Source organism: Sulfitobacter sp. 1A10359 (genome assembly GCF_043558145.1).
Classification (GTDB): Bacteria; Pseudomonadota; Alphaproteobacteria; order Rhodobacterales; family Rhodobacteraceae; genus Sulfitobacter; species Sulfitobacter faviae.
Map to the genome: position 1 here is coordinate 159,506 of NZ_JBIFGB010000003.1, position 21,991 is coordinate 181,496.

Below are 21,991 nucleotides of genomic sequence, written 5' to 3' on the forward strand. Positions count from 1 at the left end.
AAACCCCGGCCACTGGCCGGGGTTCTCTGTCACTTTCAACCTGCCGTTTAGCGCGCGTTGGGCAGGATCACGATCTCGACCCGGCGGTTTTGCGCTTTGCCAGCGGCGCTCAGGTTGCTTGCCACGGGCTGGCTTTCGCCACGGCCGAATGTCTGCAAACGCTGCTGCGGCACGCCGTTGGACAGAAGGATGTTGCCCACGGCCTGCGCGCGACGCTCGGAAAGCTGCTGGTTGTAGGCCGCTTCGCCATCGCTGTCGGTGTGGCCCACGACTTGCAGGGTGGAGTTCTGATAGATGTTCACGTTCTGCGCCAGCGCGGCCAGATCGTCACGCAGGGCGGGCGATACGCTGGTGCTGTCGGTCGCAAAGAGGATGTCTTGCGGCAGTGTCACGATCAGACGGTCGCCGGTGTTGGTGATCACCACACGGCTGTCCATCGCGGCGCGCAACTCTGCCTCTTGCTTATCGAGCGAATAGCCGACGCCCGCGCCGATCGTGCCGCCGATCAAAGCGCCTTTCAGCGCGCCTTTGCCGTCACCTTCGGAAATCGCACCGGCAAGGGCCCCGACGCCCGCACCGATCAAAGCGCCATTCTTGGTCCGCTGGTTGGGATCGCCATTGCCCGGCTGCATCGGCTGCGTACAGGCACCCAGTGTCATCGCGCCAGCCAGAGCGGCGGCCAAAGTCATCTTCGAAGAAATCATGTCTACTGCCTTCATGTTTGCGGCCCCGTTCGGGCGGGGCATCTTGACGTGAACGCAATATAGGCACGCAAAGTTCCCAAAAACATTACATATAACCGCTATTCGGCAGAAACCCGCCCAGAGGGGGCTGTTTGCGCCTCTGCCCGTGCCGCCTCGAAGGCGAGCATTGCGCGTTTCACCGGCAACCCCCAGTGGTAGCCGCCCAAGCCCCCGCTTTTGCGCAGCGCCCGGTGACAGGGGATCAGCCAACTCACCGGATTGCGCCCAACCGCCGTGCCCACGGCGCGCACGGCACGGGGGCTGCCGATGCTCTGCGCGATTTCGGAATAGGTGGTCACCTGCCCCGAGGGGATGCTCAGCAGCGCCTCCCAAACCTTGATTTGAAAGGGCGCACCGATGAGGTAGAGCGGCGCCTTCGCCTCGGGGTCTTTCCGCCGCCCAAAGGCGGCGTCAACCCATGCCTGCAACCGCGCGGGGGCCTCCTTGAAATCGGCGAGCGGCCAGCGGCTACAAAGATCCGCCATCGCCGCATCCTCCCCCACTTCCGACGACAGCGCGAGCCCGCAGATGCCCTTGTCGGTGCCCATCACCAGTGTCGGGCCGAAGGGGCTGTCGAACCAACCCCAGTAGATCGTCAGCCCCGCGCCCTTGCGGGCGAACTCACCGGGGCTCATCGCCTCCCAGCGCAGGAAAAGGTCATGCAATCGCCCGCTGCCCGACAGCCCCAATTCATGCGCCGCCGCCAGCGTGGTGAAACGGTCGCGCAGCATGACCTTGGCCTGATCCAGCATCAGATACTGCTGGTATCGCTTCGGCGAGACCCCCACCCAGCGTGAGAACAGCCGCTGGAAATGCGCGGCGGACATGCCCATCTCGCCCGCGATCCAATCGAGTTGCTTGGGGTCCTCGGCCTCGTCAATCAGGGCGATGGCGCGGCGCATCACCTGATAGTGGTACCCCTGATCTTCGGGCGCGGGAGAGAGCTGTGCGATCTGTGTCATGCCACCAGATTAGCCGCGCCCCTGCCCCCGTGCGACCCGTTTCTTGCGCCATCGCACCCCACGCCCCGCCCCCGCTTGCCCTGCCGCGCCATTCATCGCATACCCTGAGCCATGGCCCGCCAACTTGATTATCATACCATCCGCGAGATCTTCGCCCGCTTCCAACAGGCAGAGCCTGAGCCCGAGGGCGAGTTGGAGCATGTGAATGTCTATACGCTCGTCGTGGCCGTGGCGCTGAGCGCGCAATCGACCGACGCGGGTGTCAATAAGGCGACGCGCGAGCTGTTCAAAATCGCCGACACGCCGCAAAAGATGCTCGATCTGGGGCTTGAGGGGCTGATCGGCCATATCAAGACCATCGGCCTCTACCGTCAGAAGGCCAAGAACGTCATCAAGCTGAGCCAAATCCTTGTCGACGATTACGACGGCGAGGTGCCCAATTCCCGCGCCGCGCTGCAATCGCTGCCGGGTGTCGGGCGCAAGACCGCGAATGTCGTGCTCAATATGTGGTGGGGCCAGCCCGCGCAGGCGGTGGACACGCATATCTTCCGCGTTGGCAACCGCACCGGGATCGCACCGGGCAAGACGGTCGACGCGGTCGAGCGCGCCATCGAGGACAACATTCCCGCCGATTTCCAGCGCCATGCCCATCACTGGCTGATCCTGCATGGCCGCTATCACTGCAAAGCCCGCAAACCCCTGTGCCGCACCTGCATCATCCGTGACCTGTGCCAATACGAGGACAAGACAGAATGACCCAATACGAAGTGGTTGGCATCGGCAACGCCGTCGTCGACGTGATCTCCCATGCCGATGACAGTTTCCTTGCCGACAACGGTATCGAGAAAGGCATCATGCAGTTGATCGAGCGTGACCGCGCCGAAGACCTCTATGCCGCAATGCAAGACCGGGTGCAGACGCCGGGCGGCTCGGTCGCCAATACCGTCGCGGGCGCGGGCGCGCTGGGCCTCAAGACCGCCTTTATCGGGCGGGTGCGCGATGATGAGTTGGGCCAGTTCTATGCCAAGGCGATGACCGATATCGGGATCGATTTCGTCAACGCCCCCGTGGCGGAGGGCGAGAACCCAACCTCGCGTTGCATGATCTTCGTCACCCCCGATGGGGAGCGGTCCCTGAACACCTACCTCGGCATCTCGACCGGGCTGACCTCGGCCGATGTGCCGCAGGCGGTGACGGAGAAGGCCAAGCTGATGTTCCTCGAAGGCTACCTCTTCGACCACGAGGCGGGCAAAACCGCCTTTCGCGAAGCCGCGCGGGCCGCGACGGCGGGCGGCGGCATGGCAGGCATCGCCATATCCGACCCCTTCTGCGTGGAGCGTCACCGCGACGACTTCCTCGCGCTGATCGAAAACGATCTGGGCTATGTCATCGGTAATGAGGCCGAGATTCGCGCCCTTTGGGAAACCGACGACACCGAAGCCGCCCTGGCCAAGACCGCCGAGATTTGCCCGCTGGTGGTCTGCACCCGGTCGGGCGACGGTGTCACGCTGGTGCGGGGCGAGGAACGGGTCGACGTGCCGGTCGAAAAGGTCGTGCCGGTGGATGCCACGGGCGCGGGCGATCAATTCGCGGCGGGCTTCCTCTATGGCCTCGCCACGGGCCGCGATTTTGAGACCTGTGGCCGCATGGGCAACATCTGCGCGGGCGAAGTGATCCGCCACATCGGCCCCCGCCCCCAAACTGACATCATGGCCCTGTTCAAGGCCGAAGGGCTGGTCTGACCATGATCGAGAACGGTTTTCATGATGTCCCGCCCGGCAAACTCGCCGTGGTGGTGACCCATCTTGAGATGGACGCCAAACCCAGCCTGCGGGAGGTGCCCCTGCCCGAGGGTGTCACCTTTCGAAAGGTCTCACCGACGCCCGACTGGTTTCGGGGCATTTTCCGGCGCGTCGGGATGGATTGGCTCTGGTACGGGCGGCTCAAATTGGATGACACGGCCCTCTGCGCGCTGCTGCAAGACCCGGCGCGGGACTTCTATACGCTGACCCGCGATGGCAAGGACGAGGCGCTGCTTGAGTTGAACTTCCCCGAAGACGGCAGCTGCGAGCTGGCCTATTTCGGGCTGACCTCTGCGCTGATCGGCAGCGGTTCGGGGCGGTATCTGATGAACCAAGCGATCACGCTGGCATGGGAAAAGCCGATCACCCGACTGCACCTGCATACCTGCACCAACGACAGCCCACAGGCGCTTGGCTTTTATGTGCGGTCAGGTTTCATCCCAGTGCGCCGCCAGGTTGAGATCGACGACGACCCGCGTCTCACAGGGCTGCTGCCCCGCGATGCCGCACCGCAAGTGCCGCTTATCGAGGCATAAGACTGCCGCCGGATCACCGAACCGGCGTGCACTCCGCCCCTTGGAAACAGGCGATCACCTTATCCACCATGGCAGGCTTCGGAGAGCCGAAAAGATCGCCCCCGCAGGGGTTGCTTTCCAGCGCATAGGCCCCATCCGGTTTGCGTTCGAGGAAGGCCAGAACATCCCCCTCTTCGGCGGAGCCGCACCAAGGGCCGAAACACTGAACGTTGAGCGTCAAGGGCTGGTCAAAGGGCACGTCAAAGCCCCCTTCGGATAGCGCCTTGCCGCTGATCTGCGCCCGGATCGGCGTCTCTTCGGGCGGGTTGATCCCGATGGTGCCACCCTTTGGCAGGGCGCTGGCGTCAAAGGTCAGACGCCCCTGCACCACGACATAGTTTTCCTCGGCCGTGGCCGCGCGTTGATAAGTCGCCTCGACCGAATGGGGCAGGCAACTGAGCGCAAGCGCGGGCAGCGGGGCCAAAGTGGCGAGGGCGCAGGCGATGATCCGTGTCATAACTTCTCCTCAAACTCTTCAAGAACCGCCGCATAGACCGCACGTTTGAACGGCACGATATTCGCGACCAGTTGATCTGCGGGCATCCAGCGCCATTCCGAGAATTCAGGCTCAGCCGTCTGGATGTTGACCTGATCGTCCTGCCCCAGAAAACGCATGAGGAACCACTTCTGTTCCTGCCCCCGGTAGCGGCCCTTCCAGATGTTGGGCACCAGTTCATGGGGCAGATCATAGGGCAGCCAGCTTGTCGTCTCGGCTTCGATCCGCACCAGATTGCTGGGAATGCCGGTCTCTTCCTCTAGCTCACGCAGGGCCGCATCGCGCGCGGCCTCGCCCTTGTCGACCCCGCCTTGGGGCATCTGCCAAGCGTCCTGATCCCGGTCGCGCCGCTGGCCGACAAAGACCTCCCCCTCGGCATTCACCAGCATCACGCCGACGCAAGAGCGGTAGGGCAGTTTGGCAATCTCTTCGGGGGTCATGGGGGCAGGTCTCCTGAATGGCGTTCATGAGGGAGTTAGCACGACCAAGGCGCGGCTCAAAGCGGTCACATTGCGGCTATGACGTTTCGGCAGCGGCATCGTTGACGCGGCGTTTCGCGTGACTTGCCCTGCCGTTTCCGATGGTGTCACAGTGACCCAGCCCACCCAGAAAGGTAAAGCCATGTCCGACTACCCCCACCTGCTTGCCCCGCTCGACCTTGGTTTCACCACGCTGAAGAACCGGCTGTTGATGGGCTCGATGCATACCGGGTTGGAGGAGACGGGCGATTGGAACCGCGTGGCGGAGTTCTATGCGGCGCGGGCGCGGGGCGATGTGGGGCTGATGGTCACGGGCGGCATCGGGCCGAACCGCGAAGGCGCGGTGGCCCATGGCGCGGCGATGATGGTCAGCCAGAAGGACGTGGACAACCACAGCATCATCACCCAGCGGGTGCATGAGGCGGGCGGCAAGATCGCCATGCAGATCCTGCACGCGGGCCGCTATGCCTTCACGCCTGAATGCGTGGCCCCGAGCGCAGTGAAATCCCCGATCTCGATGTTCGCGCCCAAGGCGTTGGACGAGGAAGGCATCGAGAAACAGATCAGCGACATCGCCGCCTGCGCCCTGCGCGCCCGCGAGGCGGGCTACGATGGGGTCGAGATCATGGGCTCCGAGGGGTATTTCCTGAATCAGTTCCTCGTCACCCATACCAACAAGCGCGAAGACCGCTGGGGCGGGTCTTACGAGAACCGCATGCGCCTGCCGCTGGAAGTCGTGCGCCGGGTGCGCGAGACGGTGGGCGAGGATTTCATCCTGATCTACCGCCTGTCGATGATCGACCTCGTGCCCAACGGCTCGACCTTCGAAGAGGTCGTGCAACTGGCGCAAGAGGTCGAGAAGGCGGGTGCAAATATCATTAACACTGGCATCGGCTGGCACGAGGCGCGCATCCCCACGATCGCCACCTCGGTGCCGCGCGCGGCCTTTGCATGGGTCACGAAAAAGCTGATGGGCAAGGTCGGCATCCCTCTGATCACCTCGAACCGGATCAACACGCCGCAAGTGGCCGAAGAGGTGCTGGCGGAGGGCTGCGCCGACATGGTCAGCCTCGCGCGTCCAATGCTGGCAGATGCCGGTTTCCTCGCCAAGGCGAAGGCCGGTCAGGCCGAGCGCATCGCCCCCTGCATCGCCTGCAACCAAGCCTGCCTCGACCATACCTTCGGCGGCAGGATCTCCACCTGCCTCGTGAACCCGCGCGCCTGTTACGAGACGGAATTGCGGATCGAACCCGCCGCAAGCCCGAAAACAATTGCCGTTGTCGGTGCCGGCCCTGCCGGCCTCTCGGCGGCCATCACGGCGGCGGAGCGGGGCCACAAGGTCACCCTGATGGACCGCGCAAGCGAGATCGGCGGGCAACTCAACCTCGCCAAACAAGTCGCGGGGAAGGAGGAGTTCTGGGGCCTCGTCGATTGGTACCGCACCATGCTGGACGTGCACGGCGTGACCGTGCAGCTTGAGACCGAAGCCACGAGCGAGGCGCTCTCAGGCTTCGACGAGGTCATCATCGCCACCGGCGTCGTGCCGCGCGACCCGGAGATTCCCGGCCAGAACCGCGACAACGTAGTGAGCTACATCGACGTGCTGAACGGCACTGCGAAGGTCGGCCAGCGGGTCGCGGTGATCGGTGCGGGCGGGATCGGCTTCGACGTGTCGGAGCATCTGGTCCACGATGGCGAGAGCAGCACGATGAACCTGCCCGAATGGATGCGCGAATGGGGCGTCACGGACCCGGGCGAACACCGCAGCGGCCTTGCCCCCGAAGGGCCGCAACCGCCAGCACCCGCACGCCAGATCACCATGCTGCAACGCAAGACCAGCAAGCCCGGCAAGGGTCTGGGCAAGACCACGGGCTGGATTCACCGCGCCTCGCTCACCATGCGCGACGTGAAGATGATCGCGGGGGTGAACTACGAACAGATTGACGACGCCGGCCTGCATATCTCCTTTGGCGAGGCGCGCGAGAACCCCACGGTGATCGAGGCCGACACCATCGTGCTCTGCGCCGGGCAATTGTCCGAGCGCAGCCTCGCCGATGCACTGGAGGCGCGGGGGCAGACCTGCCACGTGATCGGCGGCGCGGATGTGGCGGCGGAACTCGACGCGAAACGCGCTATCAACCAAGGCACGCGGCTGGCAGCGGGGCTCTAGGCAACCGGCGGGGCCTTGGCCCCCTTGCGCCGCGCCCTAGATCGCCGCAGGATTGCTAAAACGATCCAAGGTCCCCATGCCCCTTTGCGTCTTCGACATCTTTGAGGACGGCACAGCCAAGGTGCCCTCCGACGACAATCTCACCGGGCCGGGGCGCTACCGCTGGTGGCACTACGACATGGCTGATCCGGCGCTGGCACCGTGGCTGGCCGAACACCTGCCCGAGATCCCGGCGGGTGCGTTGCTACAGCCCGAAACCCGCCCGCGCTGTGACGAATATGACGACGGGCTGATCCTCAACCTGCGGGGCATCAACCTCAACGAAGGGCAACAGGCCGACCAGATGGTTTCGGTCCGGATGTGGGTGACGGATGCGGTGGTGATCACCGTGCGGATGCGCCGGGTCTTTGCCATAGATGAGCTGCGCGCGCTGGCCGCCGAGAACAACGCGCCGCCCCGGCCTTCGGCCTTTGTCGAGGCGCTGGTGTCTCGGCTGACCGCCCGGGTGCAGGTCGAAGTGGCGCGGCTGGCGGATCGGACGGCCTTCTACGAGACCGATCTAGAGGACCACAGCACCCCGCCGCCGAAGGAACTGCCGGTGACCCGCCGCAGCGCAATCCGGCTGGAACGCTACCTCGCCCCGCAGCGCCATGCGCTGGAGCGGCTAGCCACGCTGAACCTGCCGCTGGTGCCGGGCGTGGACGCGATGAAGCTGCGCGAACTGGCCAACCGCACCGCCATCGTGGTCGAGGAATTGGACGCGCTGCAGGAACGCATCGTCACGGTGCAGGACGAACACGACAACCAGGTCGCGCAGCGACAGGCGCGGCACAGCTACATGCTCTCCATCGCCGCCGCGGTCTTTTTGCCGCTGGGGTTCCTGACGGGACTTTTCGGCGTGAACGTGGGCGGGATGCCGGGCGTGGACGATCCGCATGCCTTCGCGATCCTTTGCCTTGCCATGGTCGGCCTCGCTGCCATCATGCTGGCCGTGTTGAAATGGCTGCGCTGGCTGTGACGGGCGGGGAAACGGATTGTTCTGCCGTTTCCATGCCATGAACGATCCCCGCAAAGACCACGGGACTGTCTTGCCTCCGCCCCGATCCTGCCCGAATTGACGCCCATACCTGACCGCAACAAGATCAATGCGAAGGGACAGGCAATGGACCGCCTTACGGAAATGGAAGCGTTTGCCACTGTGGTGGATCAAGGCGGCTTTACAGATGCTGCCAAGAAGATGGGGATCTCGAAATCCGCCGTTTCAAAGCATGTCTCCTCGCTTGAGGCGCGCTTGGGCGCACGATTGCTGAACCGCACCACCCGCCGCGTCTCGCCCACCGAGATTGGCCTTGCTTACTACGACCGCGCCCGTCGCGTGCTGAACGACGCAGGCGAGGCCGATGCCTTGGTCACCTCGATGCAATCCGCGCCCTCGGGGCTTCTGCGCATTTCGGTGGCGACGGACTTTGGGGTGAACCACCTCTCCCCCGCGCTGTCGGAGTTCTTGCAAGACTTTCCCGATATCACCGTGAACATGGTGCTGAACAACCGCTACGTCGAGCTGATCTCGGAAGGCTTCGACATGGCCGTGCGGATCGGGGAGTTGGAAGACAGCACCCTGCGCGCGCGCAAATTGACCGAGACCACCAAACGCATGATCGCCAGCCCGAAGTATTTCGAGCAATACGGGCGGCCGGAAAAGATCGACGATCTGAACAATCACAAGCTGCTGCATTATTCGAACCAGTCTTCGGGCAACGTGTGGAAACTGACCGCCCCTTCGGGCGAGAAACGGCAGGTGCGCACCGCCGGTTGGCTGTCGGTCAACGACGGGCAGAGCCTTTTGAACGCCGCGATCTCGGGGCTAGGCATCGCCTATCTGCCGAGCTTCCTCTACGCCGAGGCGATGGAGAAAGGTCTGGTCGAGGACGCGATCCCCGATCTGCCGCTGGAGACGCAGGGCATCTATGCCGTCTATCCGCCGGGCCGCTTCACCCAGCCCAAGGTGCGGGCGTTTATCGACTTTCTGGTGCATGAGTTCGCCGAGAAGGGGCCGGCGGACTGGTAAGGGTCGCGAGAGCCACCCAGCCGGAACGAGTGGCGGTCGCCGGGCCATCGCCTGCCCGCCCCCCGGGTAGGCGATTGGGCGAGGCTGGGTACGACCTTGCGAACGCACACAATGGTTGAGCCATAAAGTGGCAACGCCATACCGCCTGATCGCCGACCCGCGGGCAGGCGCTGGCCCTTTCACAAGACCACCTTTCCTCTCCCCCACCAGCACGCTATCTCTCCCGCCATGAGCAACATGCGCGAAACCTACGCCCGGCTTGTCGCCGAGGGCAAACTACAGGCCGACCCGGCCCAAGAAACCGTCATGGCCGAGTTCGACCGCATCCGCGATGCGCTGGCCAACCCGCCGAAGAAAAGCTTTTTCCGCAAAGCCCCAGAGCCCCCCAAGGGCCTGTACCTTTGGGGCGGTGTCGGGCGCGGTAAATCCATGCTGATGGACATGTTCGTGGCGCATCTGCCCGACGTGCCTGCGCGCCGCGTGCATTTCCACGCCTTCATGCAGGAAATCCACAACGCCATGCATGAGGTCCGCAAGACCGGCGTGGATGACGCCATTGCGCCCGTGGCCCGCGACGTCGCGGAAAGCGTCCGCCTGCTGGCCTTCGACGAGATGCAGATCACCGACATCACCGACGCGATGATCGTAGGCCGCCTGTTCGAAGCGCTCTTTGCCGCGGGCGTCGTAGTGGTCACCACCTCGAACCGCCTGCCCGATGACCTCTACAAAAACGGCATCAACCGCGAGGTTTTCGTGCCCTTCATCGACCTCATCAAAGAGCGGATGGTGGTCCATGAATTGGCCAGCCCGACCGATTACCGCCAAGACCGGCTGGCAGGGTCGCAGGTCTATTTCACCCCCGTCAATGCCGAAAGCCGGGCCGCGATGGACGCGGTCTGGGACGATCTTGCAGGGACCGAGGGCGAACCGCTGACCCTACACGTCAAGGGCCGCGAAGTGACCATTCCGCAATATCACAACGCCATGGCCCGCGCCGGTTTTCACGCCCTCTGCGGCCAACCTCTGGGCGCGGCGGATTACCTCGCGCTGGCGCAGGCTGTGCGGGTACTGCTGCTGGACAACATCCCCACCCTTGGCCGGTCAAACTTTAACGAGGCCAAGCGTTTCGTCACCCTGATCGACGCGCTTTACGAGGCGAAGGTGCGGCTGATCTGTTCCGCCGCCGCCGCGCCGGAAATGCTCTACCTCGAAGGTGAAGGCACCTTTGAATTCGAGCGTACAGCCTCCCGCCTGCGGGAGATGCAGGGGGAAGACTGGGGGCGCTGACCGCCCCCGGCCAACCGATCAGGAATCACTGACCGGCTGCATATGCAGGTCATTGCCCTGCAGGAAAGGGTGGTAAGGCCGTTCGACCTCATAAAGCCACCACAGGCCGCCCGCGATAATTGCGAGACCTACGGCCATGAAGATAAATTGAAACTTCCGTGCATCGTCCTGATCGTGACGCGCGGACCGGCTGAAATTGCGCATGGGGAGACCTCGGTCAAATTCGAAAGGGGAGAGTTCCATGGACCAAGATATACCACATCTGCACCTCGCAGCAGCGGCACACCCAAATATGGTTAATTAGACGTTTTCACGCAACACGCTACCGGCAAGGTAGAGCGAGCCGCAGATCAGCACACGCGCATGGGGTTCGCGGGCGATGATCGCCTTGAGCGCCGCGGTGACGGTCTCGGCCTCTGCGGTCTCGAACCCCACATCGCGCGCCACCTTTGCTGTCGCCTCGGCAGGCAGGGTCGCCGCCTCGCCGGGGATCGACACGGCGGTGAGGCTAGCCGCCTCTGCCGCCAACGGGCGCAGGTATCCGGCGATGTCCTTGGTGTTCAACATGCCGCAAATCAGGTGCGTCGGGCGTTTCGGCAGGGTGGCCAGCGTGGCCGCCAATGCCGCCCCCGCCGCCGGGTTATGGCCGCCGTCGAGCCACAACTCGCCCTCCGGCGCCATACGGGCAAGCGGCCCGTCTGACAGCCGCTGCATCCGTGCGGGCCACTGCGCCTGCGTCACCGCAGCCTCGCAAGCCTCTGCGTCAATGCCAAGCTGGCGCAGCGCGGCCAGCGCGGCCCCGGCGTTCATGATCTGGTGGTCGCCGGGCAGATTGGGACGCGGCAGATCAAGCAGGCCGCGCTCATCCTGATAGACCACGCGCCCGGCTTCGGGCGCGACATGCCACTGCTGACCATAGGCCAAGAGCGGTACCCCGAGTTTCGCGGCGCGGTCTTCGATCACCTCAAGCGCGGGCTCTTCCTGCTTGCCGACCACGCAAGGGACAAGCCGCTTGATGATACCCGCCTTTTCGCCGGCGATCTCGGCCAGTGTTTCGCCAAGATACTGCTGATGATCGACCGACACCGGGGTGATCACGGTCAAGGCGGGATCGACCACATTCGTCGCGTCGAGCCGCCCGCCAAGGCCGACTTCGAGCAGGGTATAATCGGCAGGCACCCGCGAAAAAGCGAGGATCGCGGCACAGGTCGTGATCTCGAAATAGGTGATCTCTTCGCCGCCATTGGCAGCATGGCATTCGTCCAGCACGGCGGCGAGGTCGGGCTCTGAGATCAACGCCCCCGCGACCCGGATACGCTCGTGAAACCGCGCCAAATGCGGCGAGGTATAGGCGTGTACCGTCTTTCCCGCCGCCTCCAGGCCTGCGCGGATCATCGCTTGGGTCGAGCCTTTGCCATTGGTGCCCGCAATATGGATCACCGGCGGCAGGTCGTTCTGCGGATTGCCCAAAGCATCGAGCAGCCGCCACATCCGGTCGAGCGTCAGGTCGATGATCTTGGGGTGCAGCGCCATCATCCGTTCAAGGATGACGTCGGATGAAGGCGTGCTCATTTCTTCTCTGGCGTGTCGGCGGGCAAATCCGCTGCGGCCTGAACGGCGGCGGCGGCCTCGGCCACCTCAAGCTCTTCGGGGGCGGGCAAGTCGCCGCGCACGGCAGGGGGCAGGCCCATCAACATGCGGGTGATGGTGATCAACTCATCGCGCATCTCGGTCCGTTTGGTCACCCGGTCGAGCATCCCGTGGTCGAGCAGATATTCCGCCCGCTGGAACCCTTCGGGCAGTTTCTCACGGATGGTCTGTTCGATCACGCGCGGCCCGGCAAAACAGATCAGCGCGTTCGGCTCGGCGATCTGCACGTCGCCCAGCATTGCGTAGGACGCGGTGACGCCCCCGGTGGTGGGATGGGTCAGCACGACGATGTAAGGAAGCCCCGCCTCTTTCAGCATCTGCACGGCGACGGTGGTGCGCGGCATCTGCATCAGGCTGAGGATACCCTCCTGCATCCGCGCGCCACCGGCGGCGGAGAACAGCACCAGCGGGCGCTTCAGCTTCACGGCTTCCTCGGCGGCGGCAATGATTGCATTGCCGACATACATGCCCATCGACCCACCCATGAAGGAAAAGTCCTGCGCGCAGGCGACGATCGGCGTGCGACCAATATCGCCGGTCACGACCAGCATCGCCTCATGCTCACCGGTCTGCTTTTGCGCGGCCTTCATCCGGTCGGGATAGCGCTTCTGGTCTTTGAAATGCAGCGGGTCGGGCGTGGGCGCCGGGACCTTCACCTCGGTAAAGATACCACCGTCGAACAGCGCTTTGAAGCGCGCGCGGGGGCTGATGTGCATGTGATGGCCGCAGTTGGTGCAGACGTTCAGATTGTCTGCCAACTCACGGTGAAACAGCATGGTGCCGCATTCGTTGCACTTGGTCCACAGATTGTCCGGCGTCTCGCGGCGCGAGAAGATCGAGTTGATTCGCGGGCGGACGTAGTTCGTGATCCAGTTCATTGGCAGGCCTCTGCTGTGGTTCCGTCCCAGATAATCCCCGCATGGGGAAATTGCAATCAGCGGCGTATCGCCAGCCGCGCCGCCAGCCATGAGACCAGCATCAAGGCGAAGTCCACCGGCAACCATGAGCGCAACGCCGCCGCGTCATCCATCGAAAAGGGCGTGAGATAAAGCGCCAGCCCCGAAAGATCATCCGGCAGAGAGACAATGAGAATGGCCGAGACGTTGTTCCACAGATGCACCGCGATGGCCGGCCCAAGCGAGCCGGAGCGCGCGGTGAGGTCCGCCATCAGGATGCCGAAAAACCCAGCCCAAAGCGCCACCATTAGCGCGTTCTCCCCCGCCTCGGCAGGCAGGTAATGGCCCGCTGCGAACAGCGCCGACGGCAGCACCATCCAGATCAGCGGCGCGTTGAACCGCGCCGCGAGTTGCTGCTGCACATAGCCGCGAAAGACGATCTCTTCGGCGCTGACCTGCACCAGCACGGCCAGCAGCGACAGCGGCAAAAGCAGCAACCAGCGGCTTAGGGGCAGGTTCGGCGTCAACTCACCGCCCATGCTCCACGGCGGCAATACCGCAAGCGCAACGCCCAGCAGCAACATCGCCCCGGAAACCGCGCGAAAACTGGGCCAGAGCCGCCCCGGCAGGCCAAAAAGGCTCCCCGCGCTGCGCCGGTGCACGATCCGCACGGTCACGGCGACGGCCATCGCCATGGTGCCAAAGCTGAACAGCAGCAGATACATCGCCTGCGGCGTGGCCCCTTTCAGAAGATCGCCATGCAGCGAGGGGGCCGCCGATCCCGCCAGCCCATAGACCGTTTGAAAGTAAAGCTCGTTCAGCGCGACATAGGCCACCACGGCCACGAACAGCCCCAAGAAAAACCGCCACAGTGCCGAGGTGCTGCGTGCGGGCGCGACAAAGGCCGCGTGGGCGCTGTAATCGGGCCGCCAGTTCATCAGCGGCGCCGTTCAAATCGGAGGTGGTGCTTGCAGAGCATATACCGGGCCTTCACGCTTGCGGGCGGGCCGAACCGACCGCGCCAGAAGGTCAGAACCTATGCCCTAACACGCTGCAATACAACAGTTCCCCCGCCTCATACGCGCCAAAGCCTTGCAGCATAGCCGCCGCCCGACTATTCCATTCACGACGTTTCAAGGAGCCCACCGATGTCCACCACGCCCCGCTTCGACAAATCCCGGCTGCCCAGCCGCCATGTGACCGAAGGCCCGGCCCGCGCGCCGCACCGGTCCTACTACTATGCCATGGGCATGACCGAAGAAGAGATTCACCAGCCGCTGGTGGGCGTCGCCACCTGCTGGAACGAAGCCGCCCCCTGTAACATCGCGCTGAACCGTCAGGCGCAGGCGGTGAAGGTTGGCGTGCACTCCGAACAGGGCACCCCGCGCGAGTTCACCACCATCACCGTCACCGATGGCATCGCCATGGGACACGAGGGCATGCGCTCTTCGCTGGCCTCGCGTGAGGCGATTGCCGACACGGTTGAGCTGACCATGCGCGGCCATTGCTATGACGCCATTGTCGGGCTGGCGGGCTGCGACAAGTCGCTGCCGGGGATGATGATGGCGATGCTGCGGCTGAACGTGCCATCGGTCTTCCTCTACGGCGGGTCGATCCTGCCGGGCAAGGCGCCTGCGGGCGCCGATGTGCCGGAAGATTTCGCCACCCGCGATCTCACGGTGCAGGACATGTTCGAGGCCGTGGGCCGCTTCCAGAACGGCTCCATGTCGCAGGCCGCGCTCGACGTGCTGGAGCGCGTCGCCTGCCCCTCTGCCGGGGCCTGCGGTGGCCAGTTCACCGCCAACACCATGGCCTGCGTGTCCGAAGCCATCGGCCTCGCGCTGCCGAACTCCTCGGGCATGCCCGCGCCCTACGAAAGCCGCGACGCCTATGCCGAAGCCTCGGGTGCCGCGGTGATGAACCTGATCGAGAAGAACATCCGCGCCCGCGACATCTGCACCCGCGAAGCCTTCGAGAACGCGGCGCGTATCGTCGCCTGCACCGGTGGCTCCACCAACGCGGGCCTGCACCTTCCTGCGATGGCCCATGAGGCCGGGATCGACTTCTTCCTCGAAGACGTTTGCGAAATCTTCCGCGACACGCCGTACTTCGTCGACATGAAACCGGGCGGCGCCTATGTGGCCAAAGACCTCTATGACGCGGGCGGCGTTCCTGTGGTGATGAAGGAGCTGCGCAAGGCGGGGCTTTTGCACACCGACTGTCTGACCGCCACGGGCCGTTCTATCGGCGAAGAACTGGACCGCATCGACCGCGAGGCCGACGGCAAGGTGATCCACTCGGTCGCGACCCCGATCAGCAAGACCGGCGGCGTCGTGGGCCTGAAAGGCAACCTCGCCCCCGAAGGCGCCATCGTGAAGATCGCGGGCATGGCCGAGGAAGACATCGTCTTCACCGGACCGGCGCTGGTGTTCGAATGCGAACAGGACGCATTCGAGGCGGTGCAAAACCGCGCCTATTCCGAAGGCGATGTTTTCGTCATCCGCAACGAAGGCCCCGCAGGCGGCCCCGGCATGCGCGAGATGCTGGCGACTACAGCCGCGCTTTCCGGTCAGGGCATGGGCAAGAAGGTGGCGCTGATCACCGATGGTCGTTTTTCGGGTGCCACCCGTGGTTTCTGCGTTGGCCACGTCGGCCCCGAAGCGGCACATGGCGGCCCGATCGCGCTGTTGAAAAACGGCGACATGATCACCCTCGACGCCATCAAGGGCAGCATCACCGTTGATCTGTCGGACGAGGAACTGGCCGAGCGCCGCAAGGCATGGGCTGGCCCGCGTGCCACTAACTACGAAAGCGGCGCGCTGTGGAAATACGCGAAACTCGTCGGCCCCACCTACCTTGGCGCGGTAACACATCCCGGCGCCAAGGCGGAGACCCATGATTACATGGACCTCTAAAAGCCCGCTTGCGGCGCTTGCGATGCTCACCCTGTCCGCCTGCGAAGGCGGTCAGGGTTTTTCCTTTGGCGGCAGCCCCGACACGCCCGAGAAACCGCTGCTGCAAACAGCTCTGGCCGGGGGCGCGGTGCAGGTGGTGCCGCCGCAGGGTTATTGCATCGACCCCAAAAGCCTCAAACGTCGCTTTGCGCTGATGGCGCGCTGCGATGCACTTGGTCTGCCGGATGCGGTCAGCGCCGCGCCGCGCGGCATTCTCACCCTCGCGCTGATCGAAGCCGAGGCCGACGCGCCCCTGCCCACCCCGCAACAGGTTGCCGAGGCGGCAGGGCTAAGCCAGTTGCAAGAGGCCGGTCGCATCGAAGGGGCGTCAATCTTTGTGGCTCAAGGGCCGGTGCCCGCCGAGGGCATGTCCCCCCGCCACTGGCGCGGCATGGCGCGGATCGGCGGCCATGTGGCCAGCGTCACCCTCTACGGCGCGCCGCAAAGCCGCGCCATTTCCGAAGAAGGCCGCGCGCTGGTGGCAGAGCTGATCCAGCAAAGCCGCAGCAAAAGCGCAAAGCCCACCGCCCCCGGCAGCTGACTGGCCTTTGTTTCCAAATCGGCAACACTGCCCGGGGCCGGAAACAATCACGGGGGCTATTCATTTGAACGAAATCCCCGCCTTGCATAGACTGCGAGCAAACGAGAGGCGCAGGGCCATGGTCAACTTCCGCAGCGGTTATCTTGAGGGCAAGCTCTTTGCCCGCGCGCTGCAACGCTGGGCGGTTGCGGCCCGCAAAGCGGCCACGGCTGACCTTGCCACCCTGCGCCGCCAACGCAGCCGCGCCCGGCTGCTGCGGGCCGAACTGAACCGGCTGATCCATCGCGCCGAAGACCGCCTTGCCCTGCCTGCCATCGGGGCCAGCGGCTTCCCGAAACCACATAACGCCGATTGGGCATGGCGGCCCGAGTTGTGGCGCGGCCCGCTTGCCACGCCGGGGCTGTCCTCGGTCGCGACGAAATCCAAACTGGGCGAAGAGGTGACCCTGTTCCACGATTGCGCGCAGTCGGAACTGACTCTGCGCCAATTGCGCAACCTGCGCGAAGCCGACCTGGCCCCCTTTGGCCTACAACTCGACGTGTTCAAATTCGACGGGTCATTCCTGTCGCTGGTTGTTGATCTGCCGCCCGAGGCCATCACCGGATTGAAACGCCGCCATGTCATCCGCATGGATACGATCGTGCAATTGGAACACCCGCTGGAGATCTTTGCCCGGCTCAACATCCGCCACGGTCCGAACACCGAACAGATCGTCCGCGAAATGCCCGTGGGTCAGGAAAGCATCAGCGTCGAATTCGATCTGGCCTATAGCAAGCTCAACGAAAAGCGGATCGAGGCGGCATGGATCGACCTGATCTTTGAAGGGCCGGAGATGAACCAAGTCGTGCTGCGCGACCTCACTTTTTCCCGCTCCCCCCGCGCCCAGATCTAGGACCCCGTGATGAGCCGATATGACCTGACCAAAACCGTGCTGCGCCAAGGCGTCTGGCAGGGCGTGCTGACCGCCAAAGAGGGTGCAGACACGCCGCAGATCAGCGTGACCCATGAGGGCAAGGAGGTGACGGATATCACGTTAGAGGCCGAAGGGTCCGAAGGGCGCTGGCATATCTCCTTCCCGGTCCCGGCAGAGGCGATTGCCGATGGGGTCCAGACCCTTGTCATCACCGAAAAGGCCAGCGGGGCGCTCTTGGGTCATGTGACCCTGATCGCGGATGAAGCGCTCGGCGATGACATACGGGCCGAGATGGACCTGCTGCGCGCCGAACTCGACATGCTGAAACGCGCCTTTCGGCGGCACTGCCGCGAGACGGAATGAGCGAAACGCCCTCCCGCAGGACCGCGCCCAACAAAAAGCCCCGCTGCCTCCAGCGGGGCTTTGTGCATCTATGTGAAAGAGATCACTCGTTCGGACCCAGAGCCGACAGACCTTTGAGGATGTCGATGGCATAGGCCAGTTGGTAATCCTCTTCGCGCAGCTCTGCCGCTTTGCGGGCCTTTTCGCGGTCGTCTTCGATCTGTTTGATCTGATCGTCGGTCAGGCTGTCGTTGTTCAACCGGCCCCGCAGATCGGCTTCGGAGCGGAGGGGGCGTGCCGACAATGCGTCGTCGTCTTCCTCGGGCTCTGGCGTGACCGGAGGTTGGGCCACGACGATATCGGGCGATACGCCAAGCGCTTGGATCGACCGGCCCGAGGGCGTGTAGTAACGCGCCGTGGTCAGGCGCATGGCCCCGTCCCCGCGCAGCGGCATCACGGTCTGGACCGAGCCTTTGCCAAAGCTCTTGGTGCCGATGACGATGGCGCGGCGGTGGTCCTGCAAAGCGCCCGCGACAATCTCGGAAGCCGAGGCCGAACCGCCGTTGATTAGCACGACGATCGGCTTGCCCATCGCCAGATCACCCGGCGTGGCGTTCACCCGGTCACCGTCTTCGATGTCGCGGCCCCGGGTGCTGACGATCTCGCCCTCCTCAAGAAAGGCATCCGACACGGCAATTGCCTGATTAAGCAGGCCACCGGGGTTGTTGCGCATGTCGATGACGATGCCGTTGAGATTCTCAATGCCGCCCGCCTCTTCGATCTGCTGCTCCAGCCCTTCCTTCATCTTCGGATAGGTCTGCTCGTTAAAGGTGGTCAGGCGCAGCACGGCGGTATCGCCCACGGTGCGGGCCCGCACGGCGGTCAATTGGATCGTGTCACGTACGATGGAGACGTCAAAGGGCTCCGGCTCCCCTTCCCGCACCACGGTGATCAGGATCTCGGACCCCACCGGCCCGCGCATCATCTCGACCGCATCGTCGAGGCCGAGACCCAGCAGGCTTTCGCCATCGACATGGGTGATGAAATCCCCCGCTTCGATCCCGGCCTCAGCAGCAGGCGTGCCGTCGATGGGGGAGACGACTTTGACAAAACCCTCTTCTTGGGTGACCTCGATGCCAAGGCCGCCAAACTCACCGCGCGTCTGCTCGCGCATTTTCTCGGCGTCTTTCGGCGACAGGTAGGACGAATGCGGATCAAGCGAGGTCAGCATACCGTTGATGGCAGCTTCGATCAGGTCACCGGGATCAACATCTTCGACATATTGGGCGCGGATGCGTTCGAAAATATCGCCAAAGAGATCGAGTTGTTCGTAAACATTGGTCGTCTTCTCGGCCTCTTGCGCCAGCAGCGGCCCGGCGATCTGGGTGGTGGCGACCACCCCCGCCACCGTGCCTGCAACGGCTGCCATCACGAATTTCTTCATCTGCTATCCATCCTTGTCGGTGCGGAACCAGTCTGCCGGATCCTGAGGTGTGTTGTCTTGCCTGACTTCTATATAGAGCGTTTCCGTCCGGTCAGTGCCAGTGGCTTCACCATTTGGTGACATCTGAGAAGTTGTGCCGCTTTCCGGCCCGCCCATCAACCCGATGGGGGTGCCACCGGCAATCACCTGCCCGGCTTGGCCGTAAACCACATCCAGCCCCGCCAGCACGAAAAGCGTGTCGACCTGCGGCTCAAGGATCACCACATTGCCCAGATCGAGCAGCGGGCCGACATAACGGATCGTCGCCGCCGATGGGCTGGTGACGATGGCACGCGGGCGGGTGGCAAGGATCATACCGGGCCGCGTCACGCCCGCCGAATCCGTCTCTCCGGCCTTGCGGATCACCAGCCCCTGCGCGGGCAATGGCAGATCGCCCACCTGCCCGTCGAGGTTCACCGGCGCAGGCTCAACCGCGCCGGTGGTGATCTCGGACAGGCCGCTGGCAAAGCCGTCCAACGTCTCGGTCGAGGCGATGAGGATCGCGGTGCGCACCGGGTCTTCGGTAAAGCGCATAGGCAGATCGGTGCGGTTGGCCATGGCCTGATTGAGCGCGGTGCGCGCGGCCTGAAGCTCGGTCAGCCCGTCTTGCAGGCGCTGCGCCGCATCGGTTTGGAGCGCGCGCAGGGTCTTGATGTCCTCATAGTCCTGCCGCAGCGCATCGGCGCGGGCGTTCAGCGCGGGCGTCAATTCAGCCAGCAACATGCCTGCGCGGGCGGTGCCCATCGGTCCGTCGGGGTGCAGCAGCACCACGGGCGACGGGTCACCGCCGATGCTTTGCAAGACGCCCAAGAACTGCGCCACCTCACCCTCGCGCGCCTGTAGCTTGCGGCTGAGCTGCGCCTCGTTGATCGCGGCCTGCCGCAGCCCGGCCCGCATCGCCGCGAGACCTGCCTCAAACGCCTGAATCGTCTCGGTCAGCGCCTTCACCCGGTCGCGCGCGCCATCGGCTTGATCCAACCGCGCCGATGCGGCCTCCAAGGCGGTCGCGGCCGCGCGTGCCTCCGCGGCGGCCTCATCGGCCTGCGCCTGTGCCATCAGGGGCAGACAGGCAAAAAGGACAGCCGCGGCAAGATGTTTCATGAAAGCAGGCTTTTCCCGGTCATTTCTTCGGGCTGCGGCAGGTCCATCAAATCAAGCACCGTGGGCGCCAGATCGGCCAACCGCCCGTCGCGCAGCGCCGCCCCTTCGGGCGCGCCCACCGCCACCACCGGCACGGGGTTGAGCGTATGGGCCGTATGCGCGCCGCCGGTCTCGGGGTCGATCATCATCTCGCAATTGCCGTGATCCGCGGTGACGATCATCGCGCCGCCTGCGGCCTCCAGCGCCTTCAGCACCCGGCCCAGCCCCGCATCCACCGCCTCACAAGCCGCAATCGCCGCCTCCAGATCGCCGGTATGGCCGACCATATCGGGGTTGGCGTAGTTCACCACGATCAGGTCATAGCCCGCCTCGATCGCCTGCACGAATTGATCCGTCACCTCGGCAGAGGACATCTCGGGTTGCATGTCATAGGTCGCCACATTGGGCGATTTGGGCATGTTGCGGTCCTCCCCCGTGGCCGGAGTCTCAACCCCGCCATTGAGGAAGAAGGTCACATGGGGATATTTCTCGGTCTCGGCCAGCCGGAACTGGCGCAGCCCGTGCTGCGCCACCCAGTCGCCGAGCGTGTTCTTGATGTCCGGCTTGGGATACATCGTGGTCATATAGGCGGCGTGGTCCTTGGAATATTCCGCCATGCCCATCAGCGCCGCCCATTCGGGGCGCGGGCCGGTGTCATAGGCGTCAAAGCCCGGATCGCCCAAAGCCGCCATGATTTCCCGCGCGCGGTCGGCGCGGAAGTTGAGGCAGAAGAATCCGTCGCCAGAAGCCGCCCCCGCGTAGCCCTCGATCACGCTGGCGGTGATGAATTCATCCGTCTCGCCCCGCCCATAGGCCGCCTCAACCGCCGCGCGGGGATCGGAGTACCCCTCCCCTTCGCCATGCAGGATCGCCGCCGAAGCCTTGCTGACCCGGTCCCAACGGTTGTCGCGGTCCATCGCGAAATAGCGCCCCGTCACAGTGACGATCTTCACGGCCTCGGGCAGCGCCGGCTCCAGCGTCTCGAAATAGCCAAGGGCTGAGGACGGCGCCACGTCGCGCCCATCGGTCACCGCATGGATCACCACTGGCAGCCCCGCCGCATCCAGCGCGCGGGCGGCGGCGATCATATGGCTGAGATGCCCATGCACCCCCCCGTCCGAGACGACGCCCATCAGATGCGCGGTGCCGCCGGTCTCTTGCAGCTTAGCGATAAAACCCCGCAGCCGCTCATTCTCGGCAAAGCTGCCCTCTTCGATGGCCAGATCGATCTGCCCCAGATCCATCGCCACCACCCGGCCCGCGCCGATATTGGTGTGGCCGACCTCGGAATTGCCCATCTGCCCGCGCGGCAGCCCCACATCGGGGCCATGGGTGATCAACTGCGCCTTCGGCCCCGCCTGCATGATCCGGTCGAAATTTGGCGTCTTGGCCAGCAGGGGCGCGTTGCCTTCCCGCACCTCGCTCAGGCCCCAACCGTCAAGGATGCACAATACGACAGGTTTGGGGGCGCTCATCAGACTGTTGCTCCG

The 21,991-nt window shown here is 64.4% G+C and carries 22 protein-coding genes; 11 read left to right on the plus strand and 11 right to left on the minus strand.

Annotated features, from left to right (window positions below):
* Positions 1-47 precede the first annotated feature (47 nt).
* A complete protein-coding gene (locus tag ACGYK2_RS09195) occupies positions 48-704 on the minus strand; it encodes an OmpA family protein (protein WP_067265672.1) in 657 nt (218 codons plus the stop codon).
* Between the two features lie 98 nt (positions 705-802).
* Entirely contained in the window at positions 803-1,705 is a 903-nt protein-coding gene (locus ACGYK2_RS09200) for a bifunctional helix-turn-helix domain-containing protein/methylated-DNA--[protein]-cysteine S-methyltransferase (RefSeq protein WP_271688442.1), read from the minus strand.
* A 111-nt stretch (positions 1,706-1,816) separates the two neighbouring features.
* Here ACGYK2_RS09200 and nth point away from each other — a divergent pair, with 111 nt between their 5' ends.
* The 3 genes from nth to ACGYK2_RS09215 are packed head-to-tail and all read left to right on the plus strand — an operon-like array spanning position 1,817 to position 4,043.
* Positions 1,817-2,461 (plus strand): endonuclease III, encoded by a 645-nt coding sequence (gene nth, locus ACGYK2_RS09205; protein WP_271688443.1) that lies wholly within the window; start codon positions 1,817-1,819, stop codon positions 2,459-2,461.
* The gene (locus tag ACGYK2_RS09210; RefSeq protein ID WP_271688444.1) at positions 2,458-3,447 is read left to right on the plus strand and encodes an adenosine kinase; all 990 of its coding nucleotides are present in this window, start codon (positions 2,458-2,460) and stop codon (positions 3,445-3,447) included. The genes nth and ACGYK2_RS09210 overlap by 4 nt, the downstream gene beginning before the upstream one ends.
* A gap of 2 nt (positions 3,448-3,449) precedes the next feature.
* Positions 3,450-4,043: a GNAT family N-acetyltransferase gene (locus ACGYK2_RS09215; protein WP_271688446.1), complete on the plus strand. Its 594-nt coding sequence runs from the start codon at positions 3,450-3,452 to the stop codon at positions 4,041-4,043.
* Positions 4,044-4,056: 13 nt separating this feature from the next.
* On the opposite strand, the gene ACGYK2_RS09220 is transcribed toward ACGYK2_RS09215, so the two are convergent.
* Both ACGYK2_RS09220 and ACGYK2_RS09225 read right to left on the minus strand, forming a co-directional pair.
* Positions 4,057-4,539 (minus strand): hypothetical protein, encoded by a 483-nt coding sequence (locus tag ACGYK2_RS09220; RefSeq protein ID WP_271688447.1) that lies wholly within the window; start codon positions 4,537-4,539, stop codon positions 4,057-4,059.
* Positions 4,536-5,018, minus strand: coding sequence for an RNA pyrophosphohydrolase (locus ACGYK2_RS09225; protein WP_271688448.1), 483 nt, complete (start codon positions 5,016-5,018; stop codon positions 4,536-4,538). Before ACGYK2_RS09225 ends, ACGYK2_RS09220 begins: the two co-directional genes overlap by 4 nt.
* A gap of 181 nt (positions 5,019-5,199) precedes the next feature.
* Between ACGYK2_RS09225 and ACGYK2_RS09230 the strand changes: the two genes are divergently transcribed.
* The 4 genes from ACGYK2_RS09230 (at position 5,200) to zapE (ending at position 10,582) form a co-directional block, all read left to right on the plus strand.
* A complete protein-coding gene (locus tag ACGYK2_RS09230; RefSeq protein ID WP_271688449.1) occupies positions 5,200-7,227 on the plus strand; it encodes an NADPH-dependent 2,4-dienoyl-CoA reductase in 2,028 nt (675 codons plus the stop codon).
* 76 nt (positions 7,228-7,303) lie between these two features.
* The gene (locus ACGYK2_RS09235) at positions 7,304-8,245 is read left to right on the plus strand and encodes a zinc transporter ZntB (protein WP_271688450.1); all 942 of its coding nucleotides are present in this window, start codon (positions 7,304-7,306) and stop codon (positions 8,243-8,245) included.
* A gap of 144 nt (positions 8,246-8,389) precedes the next feature.
* Positions 8,390-9,295, plus strand: a complete 906-nt coding sequence (locus tag ACGYK2_RS09240) for a LysR family transcriptional regulator (RefSeq protein WP_067261147.1) — start codon at positions 8,390-8,392, stop codon at positions 9,293-9,295.
* 228 nt (positions 9,296-9,523) lie between these two features.
* Entirely contained in the window at positions 9,524-10,582 is a 1,059-nt protein-coding gene (zapE, locus tag ACGYK2_RS09245; protein ID WP_271688451.1) for a cell division protein ZapE, read from the plus strand.
* 18 nt (positions 10,583-10,600) lie between these two features.
* On the opposite strand, the gene ACGYK2_RS09250 is transcribed toward zapE, so the two are convergent.
* The 4 genes from ACGYK2_RS09250 to ACGYK2_RS09265 form a co-directional block, all read right to left on the minus strand.
* Positions 10,601-10,786 carry a hypothetical protein gene (locus ACGYK2_RS09250; RefSeq protein WP_271688452.1) on the minus strand — a complete coding sequence of 62 codons (186 nt, stop codon included), beginning with the start codon at positions 10,784-10,786 and terminating at the stop codon, positions 10,601-10,603.
* Positions 10,787-10,882: 96 nt separating this feature from the next.
* Positions 10,883-12,154: a folylpolyglutamate synthase/dihydrofolate synthase family protein gene (locus tag ACGYK2_RS09255; protein WP_271688453.1), complete on the minus strand. Its 1,272-nt coding sequence runs from the start codon at positions 12,152-12,154 to the stop codon at positions 10,883-10,885.
* Complete coding sequence (gene accD, locus ACGYK2_RS09260) at positions 12,151-13,110, minus strand: acetyl-CoA carboxylase, carboxyltransferase subunit beta (protein WP_136720227.1); 960 nt, start codon at positions 13,108-13,110, stop codon at positions 12,151-12,153. The genes ACGYK2_RS09255 and accD overlap by 4 nt, the downstream gene beginning before the upstream one ends.
* 56 nt (positions 13,111-13,166) lie before the next feature.
* Positions 13,167-14,066, minus strand: coding sequence for a CPBP family intramembrane glutamic endopeptidase (locus ACGYK2_RS09265; RefSeq protein ID WP_271688454.1), 900 nt, complete (start codon positions 14,064-14,066; stop codon positions 13,167-13,169).
* Between the two features lie 210 nt (positions 14,067-14,276).
* Here ACGYK2_RS09265 and ilvD point away from each other — a divergent pair, with 210 nt between their 5' ends.
* The 4 genes from ilvD to ACGYK2_RS09285 all read left to right on the plus strand — a co-directional run bounded on the left by ilvD (position 14,277) and on the right by ACGYK2_RS09285 (position 17,899).
* Positions 14,277-16,043 (plus strand): dihydroxy-acid dehydratase, encoded by a 1,767-nt coding sequence (gene ilvD / locus ACGYK2_RS09270; RefSeq protein ID WP_271688455.1) that lies wholly within the window; start codon positions 14,277-14,279, stop codon positions 16,041-16,043.
* Positions 16,024-16,623, plus strand: a complete 600-nt coding sequence (locus ACGYK2_RS09275; RefSeq protein ID WP_271688456.1) for a hypothetical protein — start codon at positions 16,024-16,026, stop codon at positions 16,621-16,623. Before ilvD ends, ACGYK2_RS09275 begins: the two co-directional genes overlap by 20 nt.
* A 118-nt stretch (positions 16,624-16,741) precedes the next feature.
* Positions 16,742-17,515, plus strand: coding sequence for a DUF6478 family protein (locus ACGYK2_RS09280; RefSeq protein ID WP_271688457.1), 774 nt, complete (start codon positions 16,742-16,744; stop codon positions 17,513-17,515).
* 9 nt (positions 17,516-17,524) lie between these two features.
* A complete protein-coding gene (locus ACGYK2_RS09285; RefSeq protein ID WP_271688458.1) occupies positions 17,525-17,899 on the plus strand; it encodes a hypothetical protein in 375 nt (124 codons plus the stop codon).
* Positions 17,900-17,981: 82 nt separating this feature from the next.
* Here the strand turns inward: ACGYK2_RS09285 and ACGYK2_RS09290 are convergent, their stop codons facing one another.
* The 3 genes from ACGYK2_RS09290 to gpmI are packed head-to-tail and all read right to left on the minus strand — an operon-like array spanning position 17,982 to position 21,976.
* The gene (locus ACGYK2_RS09290; protein ID WP_271688459.1) at positions 17,982-19,322 is read right to left on the minus strand and encodes a S41 family peptidase; all 1,341 of its coding nucleotides are present in this window, start codon (positions 19,320-19,322) and stop codon (positions 17,982-17,984) included.
* 3 nt (positions 19,323-19,325) lie between these two features.
* On the minus strand, positions 19,326-20,462 hold the full coding sequence (locus tag ACGYK2_RS09295) for a murein hydrolase activator EnvC (protein WP_209216699.1): 1,137 nt from the start codon (positions 20,460-20,462) through the stop codon (positions 19,326-19,328).
* Positions 20,459-21,976 carry a 2,3-bisphosphoglycerate-independent phosphoglycerate mutase gene (gene gpmI / locus ACGYK2_RS09300; RefSeq protein ID WP_271688460.1) on the minus strand — a complete coding sequence of 506 codons (1,518 nt, stop codon included), beginning with the start codon at positions 21,974-21,976 and terminating at the stop codon, positions 20,459-20,461. Before gpmI ends, ACGYK2_RS09295 begins: the two co-directional genes overlap by 4 nt.
* Positions 21,977-21,991: the final 15 nt, after the last annotated feature.

Coding starts and splice junctions, on each gene's coding strand:
- ACGYK2_RS09200 (WP_271688442.1), bottom strand. CDS start 1,705: ATGACACAGATCGCACAGCTCTCTCCCGCGCCCGAAGATCAGGGGTAC.
- ACGYK2_RS09215 (WP_271688446.1), top strand. CDS start 3,450: ATGATCGAGAACGGTTTTCATGATGTCCCGCCCGGCAAACTCGCCGTG.
- ilvD (WP_271688455.1), top strand. CDS start 14,277: ATGTCCACCACGCCCCGCTTCGACAAATCCCGGCTGCCCAGCCGCCAT.
- accD (WP_136720227.1), bottom strand. CDS start 13,110: ATGAACTGGATCACGAACTACGTCCGCCCGCGAATCAACTCGATCTTC.
- ACGYK2_RS09195 (WP_067265672.1), bottom strand. CDS start 704: ATGATTTCTTCGAAGATGACTTTGGCCGCCGCTCTGGCTGGCGCGATG.
- ACGYK2_RS09225 (WP_271688448.1), bottom strand. CDS start 5,018: ATGACCCCCGAAGAGATTGCCAAACTGCCCTACCGCTCTTGCGTCGGC.
- ACGYK2_RS09230 (WP_271688449.1), top strand. CDS start 5,200: ATGTCCGACTACCCCCACCTGCTTGCCCCGCTCGACCTTGGTTTCACC.
- ACGYK2_RS09240 (WP_067261147.1), top strand. CDS start 8,390: ATGGACCGCCTTACGGAAATGGAAGCGTTTGCCACTGTGGTGGATCAA.
- ACGYK2_RS09255 (WP_271688453.1), bottom strand. CDS start 12,154: ATGAGCACGCCTTCATCCGACGTCATCCTTGAACGGATGATGGCGCTG.
- ACGYK2_RS09210 (WP_271688444.1), top strand. CDS start 2,458: ATGACCCAATACGAAGTGGTTGGCATCGGCAACGCCGTCGTCGACGTG.
- zapE (WP_271688451.1), top strand. CDS start 9,524: ATGAGCAACATGCGCGAAACCTACGCCCGGCTTGTCGCCGAGGGCAAA.
- ACGYK2_RS09220 (WP_271688447.1), bottom strand. CDS start 4,539: ATGACACGGATCATCGCCTGCGCCCTCGCCACTTTGGCCCCGCTGCCC.
- ACGYK2_RS09235 (WP_271688450.1), top strand. CDS start 7,304: ATGCCCCTTTGCGTCTTCGACATCTTTGAGGACGGCACAGCCAAGGTG.
- ACGYK2_RS09295 (WP_209216699.1), bottom strand. CDS start 20,462: ATGAAACATCTTGCCGCGGCTGTCCTTTTTGCCTGTCTGCCCCTGATG.
- ACGYK2_RS09275 (WP_271688456.1), top strand. CDS start 16,024: ATGATTACATGGACCTCTAAAAGCCCGCTTGCGGCGCTTGCGATGCTC.
- nth (WP_271688443.1), top strand. CDS start 1,817: ATGGCCCGCCAACTTGATTATCATACCATCCGCGAGATCTTCGCCCGC.
- ACGYK2_RS09280 (WP_271688457.1), top strand. CDS start 16,742: ATGGTCAACTTCCGCAGCGGTTATCTTGAGGGCAAGCTCTTTGCCCGC.
- gpmI (WP_271688460.1), bottom strand. CDS start 21,976: ATGAGCGCCCCCAAACCTGTCGTATTGTGCATCCTTGACGGTTGGGGC.
- ACGYK2_RS09290 (WP_271688459.1), bottom strand. CDS start 19,322: ATGAAGAAATTCGTGATGGCAGCCGTTGCAGGCACGGTGGCGGGGGTG.
- ACGYK2_RS09265 (WP_271688454.1), bottom strand. CDS start 14,066: ATGAACTGGCGGCCCGATTACAGCGCCCACGCGGCCTTTGTCGCGCCC.
- ACGYK2_RS09250 (WP_271688452.1), bottom strand. CDS start 10,786: ATGCGCAATTTCAGCCGGTCCGCGCGTCACGATCAGGACGATGCACGG.
- ACGYK2_RS09285 (WP_271688458.1), top strand. CDS start 17,525: ATGAGCCGATATGACCTGACCAAAACCGTGCTGCGCCAAGGCGTCTGG.